This window comes from Xanthomonas sp. SI, assembly GCF_014236855.1.
Classification (GTDB): Bacteria; Pseudomonadota; Gammaproteobacteria; order Xanthomonadales; family Xanthomonadaceae; genus Xanthomonas_A.
The window spans coordinates 396,440-412,318 of sequence record NZ_CP051261.1 but is presented as its reverse complement, the minus strand read 5'-3'; the positions used below and the strand labels follow the sequence as shown (position 1 = coordinate 412,318).

Genomic DNA, 15,879 nt, shown 5'->3' with positions numbered 1-15,879 from the left:
ATTGTAAATGAGAACGCTTATCGGATCTGCGTCGGGCCGAGCCGCCTCGTCTACCCGCAAACGTGACTGGCAACACCTTTGCCATGCGCGGCACATCCAGCGGTCACCGTAGCGACATCGCCCCTCGCCAGTTTCTTCACTCCCCCTTGGCTAGCGAGGTACGCGATGTCCTTCTCCCTGCGCGGTTGTCTGGTTCTGCTTGCGTTGTTCACGGCCCAAACGGCGATGGCCGCCACCAGTTGCGCCACGCTGTACGCAGGCGGCAAACCGCCGAGCGTGGACGCCTCGCTGACCGCGCGCACCACCGAGGTCTGCCACACCGAATACGCGATCCTGGCCTCGGGCGTGACCAAGGGCCCGCTGTACTCCGCCGAGCACCTGACCGACCAGCAGGTCGCCGGTGCCGAGGCGATCGGCCGGGTCGGTTCGTTCCACGAGGAAACCGCCATTCCCGCCGCCGACCGCTCCAAGAGCTCGGACTACACCAACACCGGGTTCGACCGCGGCCACATGACTCCGGCCGGCGACGCCTCGACCGAGAGCACGGAGAAGGAGACCTTCTCGATGGCCAACGTGGTCCCGCAGGACCACAAGCTCAACACCGGCGAATGGGCGCGCATCGAAGAGCAGGTGCGGCAGCTGGCCAAGCAGCGCGGCGAGATCTACGTGGTGACCGGCCCGGCCTTCGACGACAAGGTGACGACCATCGGCACCGACAAGGTGGAAGTGGCGGACTACGTCTGGAAGGCAGTGTACGAGCCGGGCGTCGGCGCGGCCGCCTACCTGTGCGTGAACGACGACAGCATCACCTGCGACGTGGTGTCGATCGACGACGTGATCACCATGGCCAGCGTCGATCCGTTCCCGTCGATCTCCGCGGCGATGAAATCGACGCCGATCGCGTTGACGATGCCTTGAAGGCCGGGATTGGGGATTCGGGATTGGGGATTCGTAGGCGCGTCGCCTGCTGAGGCTGTGTCGATACCGTAAGCATATGGAGCTAAGAAAGCGGTCTGCAGATGCATTTGCACCAGCAGACCGCATTTCCGCAGACAGGCGGCTCGCCCCATCGCATCACCAGGCAATCGCCGTGCACGTGGCTCAGGCCACGTGCGCGGTCATTGCTTCCGCCAGCGCCGCGAACACGGCGCTGCAGGCCGCGCTGCCGCGCAGGTCCTGGTGCATGGTGATCCAGGTCTCCAGGCCCAGGTGCACCTGCTGCGGCAGTACCGGCAGCAGGCTCGGCGTGCGCCGGGCCAGGGCCGCCTGGAAGAAGCCGATACCGCAGCCAGCGCGGATCAAGGCCAGCTGCGCCAGGTCGCTGTCGGCACGTAGTGCGAACGCCTCGCGCCGCCACTGCGGCAGCGCCGCGCGCGCGGCACGCAGGAACGGCGTCTCCGCATCGAAACCCACCAGCGCGTGCTGTGCGAGTTCCTCCAGGTCTTGCGGCGTGCCGTGCTGTGCCAGGTAGTCGCGATCGGCATACAGGCCCAGCGCGATCTCGCCGATGCGGCGGGCGATGAGCAGATCCTGTTGCGGCCGGGTCATGCGCACCGCCACATCGGCCTCGCGGTGCAGCAGGTCCTGCACGCGGTTGCTCAGCACCAGTTCCAGTCGCAACTGCGGATGCGTGCGGCGCAAGCCGGCCAATACCGGCGGCAACACTTCCGCGCCGATCACCTCGCTGGCGGAGATCCGCACCGTGCCCTGCACCGCCTCGCCGTGGCGGCCGGCCGCGCGCTGCAGCGACGCGGCGATGCTGCCCATGGCCTGCGCATGGCCGCGCAGCGCCAGGGCCGCGTCGGTCGGCAGCAACCCACTCTGCGAGCGCACGAACAACGGCACCGCCAGCGCCTTCTCCAGCGCCGCCACATGCCGGCCGACCGTGGGCTGGGTCAGATCCAGCGCACGCGCCGCCGCCGACAGCGAGCCCTCCTCCAGCACCGCGAGGAATGACCGATAGAGCTCCCAACCGATTGCGTTGTCCATACATAAATGTATAGCCGATGGCCTATGTTCGCCAATTCCTTTGAACTGCGGCGGCGACCACACTGATCGCCTTCCCCGCAAACGGAGCATCCGCATGGCAACGACATCCACCGCCCTGGTCCTGGGGGCCACCGGCGGCATCGGCGGCGAACTGGCGCGCCAACTGCGCGACGCCGGCTGGCAGGTACGCGCCCTGCAGCGCGGACTCGCGGCCGCCAGCGAAACCCGCGACGGCATCCACTGGCTGCGCGGCGACGCGATGTGCCGCGAGGACGTGCTGCAGGCCGCGCGCGGCTGCGCGGCGATCGTGCATGCGGTCAATCCGCCGGGCTACCGGCGCTGGGCCGAGCTGGTGCTTCCGATGATCGACAACACGATCGCCGCGGCCTGCGCCGAAGGCGCGACCATCGTGCTGCCGGGCACGGTCTACAACTACGGCCTGGATGCCTACCCGGCGCCGGACGAAGACGCGGCGCAGGCCCCGGCCACACGCAAGGGCGCGATCCGGGTCGAGCTGGAGCGGCGCCTGCAGGCCGCGACCGCGCACGGTGCGCGGGTCATCGTGGTGCGCGCCGGCGACTTCTTCGGCCCGCGCGTGGGCAACAGCTGGTTCGCGCAGGGCCTGGTGAAACCAGGGCAGCCGATCGCCAGCGTGACGCTGCCGGGCGATCCTGGCGTCGGCCATCAATGGGCGTACGTACCGGACGTGGCGCGGACCATGCTGCGCCTGCTGCAGCAGCGCGATGCGCTGCCGGCGTTCGCGCGGCTGCACATGGACGGCCACTGGGACGCCGACGGCACGCAGATGGCGGCGGCGATCGCACGCGCACTGCAACGCCACGGCATGGCGCCGCCGCAGACCCGCCGCTTCCCGTGGTGGCTGCTGACCCTGGCCATGCCGTTCTGGCCGCTGGCGCGCGAACTGCGCGAGATGCGCCCGCTGTGGCGCCATCCGCTGCGCATGCGCAACGCGCGCCTGCTGCAAACGCTGGGCGAAGAACCGCACACGCCACTGGACGAGGCGGTGGAGGCGACGCTGATAGGGTTGGGTTGCCTGCCGGCGGCGACATCCATGCCGCTGGCGCAGCCAGCGTCCACGTCATAAATGCAGCGCCTATGCCTGCAGGTCTTTCCCTGCGCATCCTGCCGTTGTAGGAGCGGCTTCAGCCGCGACAGGATGCTACCGGTAGCGTCCTGTCGCGGCTGAAGCCGCTCCTACAACAAGCGGCATCATCTGCATTGCAAGTACCCCGTCGCCTCAACGCGCCTCGCGCAGCCAGCGCGCCACCTGCGGCGCGAAATAGGTCAGCACGCCATCGGCACCGGCGCGCTTGAACGCCATCAGCGATTCCAGCACGCACTTGCGTTCGTCCAGCCAGCCGTTGGCGGCGGCGGCCTTGAGCATCGCGTACTCGCCGCTGACCTGGTAGGCGAAGGTCGGCACACGGAACTCGTCCTTCACTCGCCGCACCACGTCCAGGTACGGCATGCCGGGCTTGACCATGACCATGTCGGCGCCTTCCTCCAGGTCCAGCGCGATCTCGCGCATGGCCTCGTCGCCGTTGGCCGGGTCCATCTGGTAGGTGCTTTTGTCGGCCTTGCCGAGGTTGCCGGCGCTGCCGACCGCGTCGCGGAACGGGCCATAGAACGCCGAGGCGTACTTGGCCGAATAGGCCATGATGCGCACGTGCAGGTGCGCCTCGGCATCCAGCGCGCGGCGGATCGCGCCGATGCGCCCGTCCATCATGTCCGAGGGCGAGACGATGTCCACGCCGGCCTGCGCGTGCGACAGCGACTGCTTGACCAGCGCATCGACGGTGATGTCGTTGAGCACATAGCCGCGCGCGTCGATGATGCCGTCCTGGCCATGGGTGGTGTAAGGGTCCAGCGCCACATCGGTCATCACCCCCAGTTCGGGGAAGCGCGCCTTCAACGCGCGCACCGCGCGCTGCGCCAGGCCGTTCTCGTTCCAGGCCTCGGCCGCGTCCAGGCTCTTGCCGGACGGGTCGATGACCGGAAACAGGTCGATCACCGGGATGCCCAGTTCCAGCGCGGTCTCGGCTTCCTTCAGCAGGTCGTCGATCGACAGCCGCTCCACGCCCGGCATCGAGGCGATCGGCGCGCGGCCAGACAGTTCATGCACGAACACCGGCCAGATCAGGTCGTCGGCGGTCAGGGTGTTCTCGCGCATCAACCGGCGCGAAAAGTCGTCGCGGCGCATGCGCCGGGGGCGGTAATGGGGATGGGCCATGAAACGGTTCCTGTGCAGAGAGACGGGCGCGGCGCGTCCGGCCAGCGACCGCCGCACGCGCTCCAAGGCCGAGATGGAAGCGGACGGCCGCGCCGCCTTTCAGCGATGCCGGGCGCCGCAACGGCAAGGCCTCATTCTACGCCCGGCACCCGCACCCGCCAGGTGCCGACACGGGACGCAGCGTCCGCAAGGCCATACGCGCCACAGCGCTGCTGCCGCTCTCGACACGCATCGCCGGCCATGGCACGACGTCGCTGGCAACGCTGAGTGCGTGGATAACGCGGCGGCCTGTCGCAAGGATGGCCAGGTCGGCGCAGCCACGCGAGCGGCACGCGATGGTCAGACGCAAGGTAGCGGCGCAGTGGGTTGGCGCGATCTGCACGCCGGTGCCGGAACCGCAGCGCGTGGTCCGCCGAACTCAGTCCTGCAGCATGGTCCGCGCCGGCTCGCGCGCCAGCGCTTCGCGCAGTTCCTGCGCGCCCGGCGTGCCGCGCTGCAAGGCCTGCTCCAAGTGCCTGGCGTACTGCTCCACGCGCTTGGGCGGCAGCAACGGTTCGTTCGGATCCACGCTCGCTTCGATCAACGCCGCGCCGGGCGCGGCCAGCGCCGCCTGCACCACCTCGGCGCACTGCGCCGGATCTTGCACGCGCCAGCTGGCGACGCCGCAGGCTTGCGCCACCTGCGCGAAGTCGATGGGAGTGAGGTCGCATTCCGTCTCCGGATTGCCCAGGAACATCATCTGCTCCCACTTGATCTGGCCCAGCGTGTTGTTCTTGATCACCACCAGCTTGATCGGCAGGCGGTAGCGGGCGATGGTGACCAATTCGCCCAGCAGCATGCTCAAGCCGCCGTCGCCGGTGAAGACGACCACCTGCCGGCCCGGATGCGCCAGCGCCGCGGCGATCGCGTAGGGCACCGCGCAGGCCATCGACGCCAGCAGGCCGGAACCGATGTAGGTCTGCCGCGCCTTCGCCTGCACGTAGCGCGCCATCAGCCCGGTATTGTGGCCGCAGTCCCACACCACGATGGCGTCCTCGTCCAGTCGGTCGCCCATCTCGCGCACGATCCGCCCCGGCGGCATCGGGATCGCCTGCCGCTCGACGCTGCTGCGCAACAGGGCCCGCCATTGCCGGTAGCCTTCCTGCGCCTGCTGCAGGAAGCCGCGCTCCTGCTTGCGCCGCAACTGCGCGTTGAGCGCCTGCAGCGTGCTGCGCGCATCGCCGACCAGGCCCACCTCGACCGGGAAGCGCAGGCCGACGCGGGTGGCATCGCAATCCAGTTGCACGCCGCGCGCCTGCCCGGGCTTGGGGTAGTACTCGATGTAGGGAAAGGTCGAGCCGACGATCAGCAGGGCATCGCAGCCCTCCATCGCCTCCTGGCTGGGGCGGGTGCCGAGCAGGCCGATGCCGCCGGTGGTGAGCGGATGGTCGTCGGCCAGCAGGCCCTTGCCGAGCAGCGCCTTGACGATCGGCGCGCCGAGCAGCTCGGCGGTCTCGGTCAGCGCTTCGATGGCGCCAAGCGCACCCTGCCCGGCCAGGATCGTCACCCGCTCGGCATCGTTCAGCAGTTCTGCGGCGCGTTCGATGGCCTCCGCATCGGCGCGGCCGTGGCCGGCCGCGGGCAGCAGCGATGCATGGTGCGGCAGGTTGCGGCTGGAGGCGACATCGGCCGCTTCCGGCTCGTCCTGCACGTCGATCGGCATCGCCAGATGAGCCACGCCGCGCAGCGCCAGCGCATGCCGGCAGGCCAGGCTGGCGACGTTCTCGACCTGCCCGGCGCCCATGACCCGGGCCGAATACGCCGCCACGTCCATGAACAGCTTGCTGTGGTCCACGTCCTGCTGGGTGAAGGTGTCGGCCAGGTCGTGGTACGGCGACCCGGTGATCGCGATCACCGGCGCGCGGTCGAGCTTGGCGTCGTAGAGCCCGTTCAGCAGATGCACCCCGCCCGGGCCGGTGGTGGCCAGGCAGCAACCGAGCCTGCCGCTGACCTTGGCGTGGGCCGTGGCCGCGAAGGCTGCCGATTCCTCGTGGCGCATCTGCACGAAACGCACCCGCGGTGCGCGCACCCGGATCGATTCCATCAGTGCATTGATGCCGTCGCCCGGCATGCCGAAGATCGTGTCCACGCCGAACGCCATCAGCGTGTCGATCAGGATGTCCGCCCCGTTGCGCGCCATGCTTCGCTCCTGTCCGCGACTGCGTCGAGGCGAGCAGAGCACAGCGCCGGTGCGGCATCCGTCAGGGCAAGGTCAACGGCATGCGAAAACGCACGGCGGGCCCAACGCACGCCGCCCCATGCAGACCGGCGGCGCGGCGCACTACGGGTGCGTCAGATGACCCCGCCGCCCAGGCTCAGCCGGATCACCCCGACCACGATCACCAGGCCGTTGAGGATCAGCCCGGTCTTGGCGCGGCCGCGGTTCGGGGCCGAGGTGAACAGCAGGCCGATCGCGGCGATGATCGCGCCGACCGCCGCGAACGGGATCACGAACCAGTTGCCCCAGCCTAGCAGCGGGATGAAGGCCAGGATCATCCACAGCAACGCCACGATGCCCCACAACAGACTGATCAAGCCCATGCCGCCGCCCTTCGCTGAATGCCAGTGCGCACCATAGCGCGCGGCCATGGCGGCGCAAGCCAACTCTTGGCACGGGACTCACGGCGGGCGTGCCACGGTGGCGCGGCAATGGCGGGTGCGGCGCGGTTCACCGGTCGCGCCTATCATCGCCTCGTATCCGATCCACGGGGGTAATGCCATGAACGTCCGACCGCTGTTGCCGCTGGCGCTGCTGTTCGCGCTGGCCGGCTGCGCCAGCTCCTCCAAGGTGATGGTCGGCGCGCCGCGTGCGCCGATCGACCCGGCCCTGGTCCAGATCTATTCGACCCCGCCGCTCGGCGCGGTCGACATCGCCCAGCTCGAATCGTCCAGCGCGGCCGGCTTCGGCACCCAGGGCCAGACCGACGCGGCGATGGCACGGCTCAAGCGCGAGGCGGCCAAGCTCGGCGCCAACGGCGTGGTGCTGATGGGCGTGGCCTCGCAGCGCTCGGGCGGCGGCATGTCGGTCGGCGCCGGCAGCTACGGCGGCCACGTCGGCGGCGGTCTGGGCATCGGCATCCCGACCACGCAGAAGCGTGCCGCCGGCATGGCCATTTGGGTGCCGCCGGGGGCGCAGGTGCCGGCAGCGCCACAGGCGCAGCCCCAACAGCCATTGCCGCCGCAGGAACGCTGAGCGCCACCGGGAAGAGTGCACCCGGCCGTTTTCACTGGGAGCGCTGTTCACCCCCGGCTATCGGACCGACCCGAGGCCGGGTGCGGCCAGGCGCCAAGGCCGGCCCAGTGCTGTCCCCCGACGTGGCCGTCCCAGGGCTGGCGCCAGCGAGCCAAGACACGCGGCCATCACCCGGGAACCCTTGGTAAGCTATTGGCCGGGTTATAGTATTCCCTGACCCTCGGGCACTGCAGGGGATGGATCCGGACCCGCGAGGGCAGTGACCCGTCATTGGTCTTAGCGCCCGGGATGGACCGTCATTGACAGAAGGACTCGTTATGAAGCGCTGGATATGGATATTGGTCGCGTTCTTCGGGCTACAAGTTACCGCCGAAGCTGCAGGCTTTTATGTGCCCCTGGCATGTCGCGACGACGATCCCTTCGTGTTCTGCACCCAGGGGTGCAAGGGCAAAGACAAAAACTGGATTCCGATAAGCGCGACCAGCGGAACCTGGATCGCCGCCCCCGGCTACTGCCCTTACCCGACCACCGGCACATGCTGCTTCGGCTATGTCTGCTTTCTCCCATGGACACAAACCGCGGTGACCGCCGTCGGGCAATACATGAGCGTGTGCCCTGTGGCCCGGAAAGAAGGCAACTGGAAGGGAACGGACGGGCGGCAGCCCGAAAACGTTCCGTTCGAGCACTGAGTTACGTGGCCGTGCCGCTGCGCCTGGACGCAGCGGCACGGCATGTCACTTCCGCTGCGTCGGCACGAATACCTCGTCCACCGCGGTCGCCAGCTGATCCGGCGGCAGCAGGCCCTGGTCGAGCAGGAAATTGTTGAACTTGAGCCGGTCGAACTTCGCGCCCAGCGCCAGTTCGGTGCGCATGCGCAGTTCCATGATGCGGCTGTAGCCGTAGAAGTAGCTGCCGGCCTGGCCGGGCGCGCGCATCATGTAGCGGTCCAGTTCCTGCCGCGCCATCGCCGGCGACAGGCCGACGTCATTCTCCAGCACCAGGCGCGCGCGTTCGCGGTCGGTCAGGCCCAGGTTGAGCATCGGGTCGAGCATGGCGCGCGCGGCGCGCAGCAGGCGGAACTGCAGCGCGATGAGCTGCCCGTCCAGCGGTTCGTACGGCACCATTTCGGCCTCGGCATACAGCGCCCAGCCCTCGACGTTGACCGAATTGAACGCGAACATGCTGCGCGCCAGCGACACGCCGCGCTCGACCATCGCGGTGAACTGCAGTTCGTGGCCGGGCCGGCCCTCGTGTGCGCTCAGCGTCCACGCCGCCGAGCCGAAGTTGAAGTCGTCGTAGTGCTCGCCCTTGCCGGCGGTATCCGGATTGCCCAGCGGCAGCACGAAGGTGCCCTGCTCGCCGGTATTGCCGACCAGCGGCGCCGGACGGAAATGCGGCGCCGGTTGCGCCGCGCTCTCGGCCGCCGACCCCAGCCGCATCTGCATCGGCCGCTGCGGCACATCGACGATGCGCTGCTGGCGGATGATCGGATCGATCTGCGCGATGACGTCGCGGTAATGGGTTTCCAGCTGGTCGTTGGCGATGGTGTCGCGCTTGAGCGCGCGGATCACCGCGCGGTAGTCACTGGGATTGTCGACCTTCAGGCCCTTGGCCTTGGCCACCAGCGGCGCCAGCTGCTGCATCGCCGCGCGGGTCTCCATGAATTCAAGTTGCGCGCGCTGCATCAACAATTGCGGCGCGATGTCGATGCCGACCTGCTTGAGCTGGAAGGCATACAGCTCCGGCGGCAGGCGCGCGTCCTCGCGCGCCTTCGGCAACACCACCTTGCGCGTCCAGGCGGCGTAGTCCTTGAACTGTTTGTCCATCGCCGCCAGCGCCGGTTCGGCGCCGTCGATCTTGTAGGTCGCGAACAGTTCGCGAATGCCCTTGGCGTAGGTGTCCACGTTGCTCAAGGCCTGCTCGACCTCGCGCCGGGTCGGCGGCAGCAGCGCGCCGTCGGCCAGCTTTTCCTCGTAGCGCTGGCGCGCCAACACGAGCGAGGAGCTGCTACCGGGCGCCAGGCCGACGTAGCGCTGCAGCCGGTCCAGCGCCTTGGCCCGGCGCGCCGCCGGCACCTGTTCGGACAGCAGATTGTTGAGGCCGCCGAACACCATCTGCGGCGCATCCTGCCACGGCAGCATCAGGCGCTCGTTCAACGCGCTGCCTTCGGCGGCCTGGTCGGCGGCGTGGATCATGATCGCCAGGTCCTGGCGGACGTTGGGGTCGCGCTCGACTTCCAGCTTTTCCTGCAGCGCGCGCCGGGCCTTGCCGATCGCGTCGCGATAGCGGCGGGCATTGTCCGGCCCCAGGTCGGTGACCTTGTCGTCATACCCTGGAACGCCGAAGAAGCTCACCTCCTCGGGTTGGAACGGCGCCTGCGCCTGCAGCAGGATCTGCGCGAAGTCGTTGCTGCGCTTCACCCATGCCGGGCCGGCGGTCTCGGCCGAAGCGGCAGCCGGCGCGGCCTGCGCGAGGACAGGCAAGGGCGCGGCCAGGGCCAGCGCGATGGCGAGGACGAGTGGCTTCATCGGTGGATCTCCAGCGGGACGATGCGGCGACCGTACGCGGCGCGCGCGCGGCCGGCAAGCTGCCGTAGGTCATGGCCGCGCCGGGTGGCCGGCGATCGCTCGCGAAACGGAAGCGTTGCGGCAGCGACCCGAATTGCGTGACGGCCGCTGCAGGCACGCGACGCGTACACACGGCCGCGCCGTCTGCGGTCGCAGCACGGCGATAGCGAGATGCATGGCATCCACCCTGGCCGCGCAACGCAGCGGCTTCACGGAGTCGTCCGGGCGGTTGTTTGTATCCCGCCCGCAACCGCGGCGCGTGCAGCAGCCGCGTATGGGCTTACTGCGTGCTATCCGCCCCGACCGGCGCAGACGGATCCGCTTCGGCCTGCACCTCGCTAGCGGCATCCGCGTCGGAATCGGACTCGGCATCGGTTTCGCCGGCGTCCTCTTCGTCCGGTGCGACATCGTCGAGCAACGGGATCGCCTCACCGGCGTCGGGCAGCACCTGCAGCGTCGTGTAATGCCATTCGCCGGCATGGCGCTCGGCCTCGATGTACAAGGTGCCGTTGCCGCGCGCGCCGTGCAGCGAGACGCTGAAATTGGCGTTACCGGTGCCGTTGCTGGTGGAAATGCTGCCGCTGGGCATGATCCCGTCCTTGACCGGCGCGCCCAGAGCATCGATGACCCGCTGGTCGAACTGCGCGGCCATCAGGCCGACGCGGTACGGCTCGGACGACTTGGTGACGCGTGCGATGCCGAGCACGAACACGGCGATCGAGGCCAGCAGCATTGCGCCCAGCACCATCACCAGCAACGGCACCGCCCATTTCCAGTGACGCGACCACCAGCCCCTGCGGACCGCCAACGGCGGCGTGGCGGCGGCAGCGGTATCGAGCGAGGGCGGGGGCGAGGGCGAATTGGGAAGCGGCGGTGGCGGCGTGGACATGCAGAACTCCTTTTCGGCGAAAGACGGTGCGGGTGACGATCAGGGCTTCAGGCAACGCGCCAGAAACGTTTCGGTGGTGCGGTAGCGGTGCAGCGCATTGCTGCCGGACAGGCCGTGCTTGGCGCCGGGATAGGTCATCAGCTCGAACAGCTTGCCGCGTTTCTGCAGCTCGCTCATCAGCGAGGTGGAATTGGTGAATAGCACGTTGTCGTCGGCCATGCCGTGGATCAGCAGCAACGGCGAATTCAGGCCGTCCAGATGCGCGGCCACGCGGCCGTCGCGGTAGCCGTCCGGATTGGCCGCGGGCAGGTTCATGTAGCGCTCGGTGTAGTGGCTGTCGTACAGCCCCCAATCGGTCACCGGCGCGCCGGCCACGCCGCAGGCATAGGCCTCGCTGTGCTTGGCCAGCAGCATCAGGGTCATGTAGCCGCCGTTGGACCAGCCGTACACGCCGATGCGCGCGGCATCCACCCACGGCTGCGCCTTCAGCCAGGCCACGCCGCGCAGTTGGTCGTCCACTTCCACCGTGCCCTGGCGCTGGTACAGCGCGCCGCCGAAGTCGCGGCCGCGGCGCGGCGTGCCGCGGTTGTCGACCGAGAACACGACGTAGCCATGCTGGGCAAGATACTGGTCGAACAGCGCGTCGCCGCGCGCCGGCCAGCCATCGAGCACGGTCTGCGCGGCGGGGCCGCCGTAGACGTAGACCACCACCGGATAGCGCTTGGCCGGATCGAAGTCGGCCGGCTTGGTCAGCCGGTAGTGCAGCGGCGTCTTGCCGTCGGCGGCGGTCAGACTACCGAACTCGAGCGGCCGCTGCGCGTCGCGATACTTGGCGTAGGGATGCTGCGGATCGGCCAGGTCGTTGACCAGCAGCGTGGCGATCTTTTCGCCATTGGCGCGGAACAACTCGATCTGCGGCGGCGTGGTGGTATTGGACCAGCTGTCGACATAGACACTGGCGTTCTTGGCGAAGCTGGCCGCATGCGTGCCGTTGGGCTTGGACAGCTTCTCGATGGCGCCGCCGGCCAGCGGCACCGTGTAGAGCTGGGTCTGGGTCGGCGACTCCTTGGTCGCGGAGAAGTAGACCTTGCCGGCGCCCTCGTCCACCGCCAGCAACTCGTCCACGATCCAGTCGCCATGGGTCAGCGGCACCAGTTTGCGGCCGTCTTCCGAGGCCAGGTACAGGTGCTCGTAGCCGCTGCGCTCCGAGCCCCAGACGAAGCGCCCGTCCTTGAGGAAATGCAGGTCGTGGTTGAGCGGCACCCAGGTCTTGCTGGTCTCGGTGACCAGCACGCGCTGCTTGCCGCCGGCTAGGGTCGCCTCGATCAGTTCGAGCTTTTTCTGGTCGCGCGACTGGCGCTGGAAGGTCAGGCGCTGCGCATCGCGCCAGTCCACCCGCGCCAGGTAGATGTCCGCATTCTTGCCCAGGTCGATCCACTGCGGCTGCGCGTCGGCGCGCGGCGCGATCGTGCCCAGCTGGATCCTGACGTTGGGCTGCCCTGCCTGCGGATAGCGCTGCTCGATCACCTCGGTATGGTCGGCATACACCTCCGGGCGCTTCTGCACCGGCACGCCGGATTCGTCGATGCGCGCGAAGGCGATCGCCGAGTCGTCCGGTGCCCACCAGTAGCCGGTGTGGCGGTCCATCTCCTCGTCGGCGACGAACTCGGCCACGCCGTTGCCGATGGTGTCGCTGCCGTCGCGAGTCAGCTGATGCTGCTGGCCGCTGGCTAGGTCGATCACCCACAGGTTGCGCGCACGCACGAAGCTGACGTAGCCGCCCTTCGGCGAGATCTTCGGATCGGTGGCGAAGCCCCCGCCATTGGTGAGCTTGCGCACCGCGGCGCTGCCGGTCTTGCGCAGGTCGTACAGATACAGCTCGCCGCCGAGCGGGAACAGCAGCGCGTGCGCATCCGGCGCCCACTGGTAATCGACGATGCCGGCATAGGCGGAAATGCGCTGGCGCTCGCGCCGCGCCTTTTCCTCGTCGCTCAGCGTTTCGGTGCCGGGCAGCACCACCTTCGAGTCCACCAGCAAGCGGGTCTGGCCGCTGGCGATGTCGTATTCCCACAGGTCCAGCTGGTTGCGGTCGCTGTCCTTGCCACGCAGGAAGGTCACCCGCGAACCGTCGGGTGCGACCTGCGGTTTCATCAAGGTCGGCCCCGACAACGGCTTGCTGCCGGTGATGGCCTCCAGGGTCAGTTTTTCGGCGTGCGCGGGAACGAGGGAAGTGGCGAGCATAAGGGCGAGAGCGGCGAACACAGAGCGCATGAAGATTCCTGGCGTAGCACTAAGCGCGCAAGGATGCGCGCGTGCCGGCGGTTTGAGAAGCGTGACGCGGACCGGCTCAGCGCTTGCCGAACAGGTGCTTGCGTTCGGCGTCGCTGAGCGGCTTGCCGGCATCCGGATTGACCTGCTGCTTCAGCGCGTAGGCGCGCTGCGTGGCCGGGCGTGCGCCGATCGCATCGTGCCAGCGCTTGAGATGCGGGAACGCGGCATAGTCGGGAGTGAGCCCGTTGTACACCTCGATCCACGGATAGCTGGCCATGTCGGCGATGCCGTACTCGGCGCCGGCCAGGTACTCGCTGTGCGCCAGGCGCTTGTCGAGCACGCCGTGCAGGCGCCGCACCTCGGCGTTGTAGCGGTCGATCGCGTAGCCGATCTTCTCCGGCGCGTAGACATTGAAATGGCCCATCTGGCCGGTCATCGGGCCGAGCCCGGCCATCTGCCAGAACAGCCACTCCAGCGCGACGGTGCGCCCGCGCGGATCGGCCGGCAGGAAGCGCCCGGTCTTCTCGGCCAGGTACAGCAGGATCGCGCCGGATTCGAACACGCTCTGCGGCGCGCCGCCGTCGGCCGGCGCATGGTCCACGATCGCCGGCATCTTGTTGTTCGGCGAGATCGCCAGGAACTCCGGCGCGAACTGCTCGCCGGCGCCGATGTTGACCGGCTTGATGGTGTAGTCCAGGCCGGCTTCCTCGAGCAACAACGTGACCTTGTGGCCGTTGGGCGTGGGCCAGTAGTACAGATCGATCATGGCGGCGGTCCGGAAACGGGGCGTCCAGTGTAGCCGCGCCGCGCGCTTGGCAGCATCACGGTGGGCCAGTACCCTGCGCCTTCCTGCAACGCAGCATTCGATACCACGCCATGAGCCCTCCGCGCCCGACGCCCCGCCTGAATCCGCTGTCCAGCCTGATCTTCGCCTCGCGCTGGTTGCAGCTGCCGCTGTACCTGGGACTGATCGTGGCCCAGGGCGTGTACGTGTTCCTGTTCGGCAAGGAGCTGTGGCACCTGATCCACGAAGCGCCGAGCCTGGGCGAGCAGCAGATCATGCTGATCGTGCTCGGCCTGATCGACGTGGTGATGATCTCCAACCTGCTGGTGATGGTGATCGTCGGCGGCTACGAGACCTTCGTCTCGCGGCTGGGCCTGGAGGGCCATCCGGACCAGCCGGAGTGGCTGAGCCACGTCAATGCCAGCGTGCTGAAGGTGAAGCTGGCGCTGTCGATCATCGGCATCTCCTCGATCCACCTGCTCAAGACCTTCATCGCGGTCGGCGCGCTCGGCGGCATGCCGCTGTGCTCGCCGGACCAATTGGCCAGCGCCGCGGCCACGGTAGACCTGAAGAGCTGTGCGACGCTGACCCAGACCGGCGTGCTGTGGCAGACCATCATCCACGGCATCTTCATCCTGTCGGCGATCGGCATCGCCTGGACCGATCGGCTGATGTCGGCGCCGCCGAAACCGGCGCACTGACCTCGCGTGCGCGGGCTCACGCTTTTGCGGCCGCCGCCACGCGGCGGTCAAGCACGCCGCGGGAGCGGATGCTAGATTGGCAGGTGGGGTGCGCTGGCAGGGACGGGGGAGCCGGACCGGCTGCGCGGGAGAACCACCGCTGCGTATTCATTGCCATCACCGGGGATTAGGGGGAAGCATGTTGCAGGTAACGACATTAGCAAAGGCGCGCCGCATGGCGCCGGTACTGCTGCTGGCCGCGCTGGCCGCCTGTTCCAAGCAGGAAGACGCCGCCCCGGCCGCTGCGCCGGCGGCCAAGCCCGCGGCAACCGCGCCAGCCGCGCCGCCGGTCTCGGCCAAGGTGCAGTCGATGGGCACCGAACAACTGCACGAATCGGCCAGCCAGGCGCTGCGCGAGAACCGCATGTACGCGCCGGCCGGCAACAACGCGGTCGAGTACTACCTGGCGCTGCGCGACAAACAGCCGGACGACGCCGGGGTGAAGAGCGCGCTGACCGACCTGATGCCGTACACGTTGATCGCCGCCGAGCAGAGCATCAACCGCGAGGACTTCCCGGAGGCGCAGCGGCTGGTCGCGCTGATCGAAAAGATCGACAGCCAGGCGCCGGCATTGCCGCGGCTGAAGCTGGGCGTGAGCAACGGCATGCAGTCCGCGGCGCAGCGCAGCCAGGAAGAGACCGACAAGGTCAAGAAGGAGGCCGAACAGAAGACCAAGCTGTTGGCCGAGCAGCAGAAGCAGGCGCAACAGCAGGCCAGCGAGGCGCAGGCTGCGCAGCAGATCGCCGCGCAACAGGAAGCCGCGCGCCGCGAGACTGCGCGCCAGGACGCCGAGCGCCAGGCCGCAGCGGCACGCAGCGCGCCGGCAGCGGCTCCGGCAGCGCAGCCCACCGCCGCGCCGCCAGCCGCCGCGCCCGCGGCAACGGCCACTGCCAGCACCCAATCGCTGCGCGCGATCAGCACCCCGGCGCCGCGCTACCCGCCCGAAGCGCTACGCTCGGGCACCGCCGGCGAAGTGCTGGTGGAGATCACCGTCGGCACCGACGGCTCGGTCACCAGCGCCCGCGTGCTGCGCGCCACCCCGGCACGGGTGTTCGACCGCGAGGCGTTGAACGCGACCAAGCGCTGGCGCTTCGAGCCGGTCAGCGCGCCGGTGACCACACGGCGCACGCTGGCGTTCAATCCCGGCGGCTGAGAA

The 15,879-nt window shown here is 68.8% G+C and carries 14 protein-coding genes; 6 read left to right on the top strand and 8 right to left on the bottom strand.

All coding sequences use genetic code 11. The features are described from left to right. Nucleotides 1-165 precede the first annotated feature (165 nt). A complete protein-coding gene (locus HEP75_RS01895) occupies nt 166-918 on the top strand; it encodes a DNA/RNA non-specific endonuclease (protein WP_185814945.1) in 753 nt (250 codons plus the stop codon). Between the two features lie 183 nt (nt 919-1,101). Here HEP75_RS01895 and HEP75_RS01890 read toward each other — a convergent pair whose 3' ends face one another. Further along, the gene (locus tag HEP75_RS01890) at nt 1,102-1,989 is read right to left on the bottom strand and encodes a LysR family transcriptional regulator (protein ID WP_185814944.1); all 888 of its coding nucleotides are present in this window, start codon (nt 1,987-1,989) and stop codon (nt 1,102-1,104) included. Between the two features lie 94 nt (nt 1,990-2,083). Between HEP75_RS01890 and HEP75_RS01885 the strand changes: the two genes are divergently transcribed. After that, nucleotides 2,084-3,094: an NAD-dependent epimerase/dehydratase family protein gene (locus tag HEP75_RS01885; protein ID WP_185814943.1), complete on the top strand. Its 1,011-nt coding sequence runs from the start codon at nt 2,084-2,086 to the stop codon at nt 3,092-3,094. Between the two features lie 153 nt (nt 3,095-3,247). Here the strand turns inward: HEP75_RS01885 and hemB are convergent, their stop codons facing one another. The 3 genes from hemB to HEP75_RS01870 form a co-directional block, all read right to left on the bottom strand. Further along, nucleotides 3,248-4,240 carry a porphobilinogen synthase gene (hemB, locus tag HEP75_RS01880; protein ID WP_185814942.1) on the bottom strand — a complete coding sequence of 331 codons (993 nt, stop codon included), beginning with the start codon at nt 4,238-4,240 and terminating at the stop codon, nt 3,248-3,250. A gap of 418 nt (nt 4,241-4,658) precedes the next feature. Then, entirely contained in the window at nt 4,659-6,419 is a 1,761-nt protein-coding gene (locus tag HEP75_RS01875) for a thiamine pyrophosphate-dependent enzyme (protein WP_185814941.1), read from the bottom strand. A gap of 152 nt (nt 6,420-6,571) precedes the next feature. Beyond that, on the bottom strand, nt 6,572-6,820 hold the full coding sequence (locus tag HEP75_RS01870) for a hypothetical protein (RefSeq protein ID WP_053839316.1): 249 nt from the start codon (nt 6,818-6,820) through the stop codon (nt 6,572-6,574). 178 nt (nt 6,821-6,998) lie between these two features. Between HEP75_RS01870 and HEP75_RS01865 the strand changes: the two genes are divergently transcribed. Further along, nucleotides 6,999-7,472 (top strand): hypothetical protein, encoded by a 474-nt coding sequence (locus HEP75_RS01865; RefSeq protein ID WP_185814940.1) that lies wholly within the window; start codon nt 6,999-7,001, stop codon nt 7,470-7,472. 317 nt (nt 7,473-7,789) lie between these two features. Continuing rightward, entirely contained in the window at nt 7,790-8,161 is a 372-nt protein-coding gene (locus HEP75_RS01860) for a hypothetical protein (protein ID WP_185814939.1), read from the top strand. 45 nt (nt 8,162-8,206) lie between these two features. Here HEP75_RS01860 and HEP75_RS01855 read toward each other — a convergent pair whose 3' ends face one another. The 4 genes from HEP75_RS01855 to HEP75_RS01840 all read right to left on the bottom strand — a co-directional run bounded on the left by HEP75_RS01855 (nt 8,207) and on the right by HEP75_RS01840 (nt 13,965). Then, on the bottom strand, nt 8,207-10,000 hold the full coding sequence (locus tag HEP75_RS01855; protein ID WP_185814938.1) for a DUF885 domain-containing protein: 1,794 nt from the start codon (nt 9,998-10,000) through the stop codon (nt 8,207-8,209). A 319-nt stretch (nt 10,001-10,319) separates the two neighbouring features. Continuing rightward, nucleotides 10,320-10,928 carry a cytochrome c oxidase assembly factor 1 family protein gene (locus HEP75_RS01850; RefSeq protein WP_185814937.1) on the bottom strand — a complete coding sequence of 203 codons (609 nt, stop codon included), beginning with the start codon at nt 10,926-10,928 and terminating at the stop codon, nt 10,320-10,322. 39 nt (nt 10,929-10,967) lie between these two features. Continuing rightward, nucleotides 10,968-13,199, bottom strand: coding sequence for a S9 family peptidase (locus HEP75_RS01845; RefSeq protein WP_185825235.1), 2,232 nt, complete (start codon nt 13,197-13,199; stop codon nt 10,968-10,970). A 76-nt stretch (nt 13,200-13,275) separates the two neighbouring features. Beyond that, the gene (locus HEP75_RS01840) at nt 13,276-13,965 is read right to left on the bottom strand and encodes a glutathione binding-like protein (protein WP_185825234.1); all 690 of its coding nucleotides are present in this window, start codon (nt 13,963-13,965) and stop codon (nt 13,276-13,278) included. Between the two features lie 110 nt (nt 13,966-14,075). On the opposite strand from HEP75_RS01840, the gene HEP75_RS01835 reads away from it, so the two are divergent. Continuing rightward, complete coding sequence (locus tag HEP75_RS01835; RefSeq protein WP_179571039.1) at nt 14,076-14,684, top strand: TIGR00645 family protein; 609 nt, start codon at nt 14,076-14,078, stop codon at nt 14,682-14,684. Between the two features lie 178 nt (nt 14,685-14,862). Then, nucleotides 14,863-15,876: an energy transducer TonB gene (locus HEP75_RS01830; RefSeq protein WP_185825233.1), complete on the top strand. Its 1,014-nt coding sequence runs from the start codon at nt 14,863-14,865 to the stop codon at nt 15,874-15,876. The last annotated feature ends 3 nt before the right edge of the window (nt 15,877-15,879 follow it).

Excerpts from the sequence above, each read along its gene's own strand:
- HEP75_RS01890 (WP_185814944.1), bottom strand. The coding sequence starts at position 1,989 with ATGGACAACGCAATCGGTTGGGAGCTCTATCGGTCATTCCTCGCGGTG.
- HEP75_RS01855 (WP_185814938.1), bottom strand. The coding sequence starts at position 10,000 with ATGAAGCCACTCGTCCTCGCCATCGCGCTGGCCCTGGCCGCGCCCTTG.
- HEP75_RS01850 (WP_185814937.1), bottom strand. The coding sequence starts at position 10,928 with ATGTCCACGCCGCCACCGCCGCTTCCCAATTCGCCCTCGCCCCCGCCC.
- HEP75_RS01870 (WP_053839316.1), bottom strand. The coding sequence starts at position 6,820 with ATGGGCTTGATCAGTCTGTTGTGGGGCATCGTGGCGTTGCTGTGGATG.
- HEP75_RS01835 (WP_179571039.1), top strand. The coding sequence starts at position 14,076 with ATGAGCCCTCCGCGCCCGACGCCCCGCCTGAATCCGCTGTCCAGCCTG.
- HEP75_RS01860 (WP_185814939.1), top strand. The coding sequence starts at position 7,790 with ATGAAGCGCTGGATATGGATATTGGTCGCGTTCTTCGGGCTACAAGTT.
- hemB (WP_185814942.1), bottom strand. The coding sequence starts at position 4,240 with ATGGCCCATCCCCATTACCGCCCCCGGCGCATGCGCCGCGACGACTTT.
- HEP75_RS01885 (WP_185814943.1), top strand. The coding sequence starts at position 2,084 with ATGGCAACGACATCCACCGCCCTGGTCCTGGGGGCCACCGGCGGCATC.
- HEP75_RS01830 (WP_185825233.1), top strand. The coding sequence starts at position 14,863 with ATGTTGCAGGTAACGACATTAGCAAAGGCGCGCCGCATGGCGCCGGTA.
- HEP75_RS01840 (WP_185825234.1), bottom strand. The coding sequence starts at position 13,965 with ATGATCGATCTGTACTACTGGCCCACGCCCAACGGCCACAAGGTCACG.
- HEP75_RS01845 (WP_185825235.1), bottom strand. The coding sequence starts at position 13,199 with ATGCGCTCTGTGTTCGCCGCTCTCGCCCTTATGCTCGCCACTTCCCTC.
- HEP75_RS01875 (WP_185814941.1), bottom strand. The coding sequence starts at position 6,419 with ATGGCGCGCAACGGGGCGGACATCCTGATCGACACGCTGATGGCGTTC.
- HEP75_RS01895 (WP_185814945.1), top strand. The coding sequence starts at position 166 with ATGTCCTTCTCCCTGCGCGGTTGTCTGGTTCTGCTTGCGTTGTTCACG.
- HEP75_RS01865 (WP_185814940.1), top strand. The coding sequence starts at position 6,999 with ATGAACGTCCGACCGCTGTTGCCGCTGGCGCTGCTGTTCGCGCTGGCC.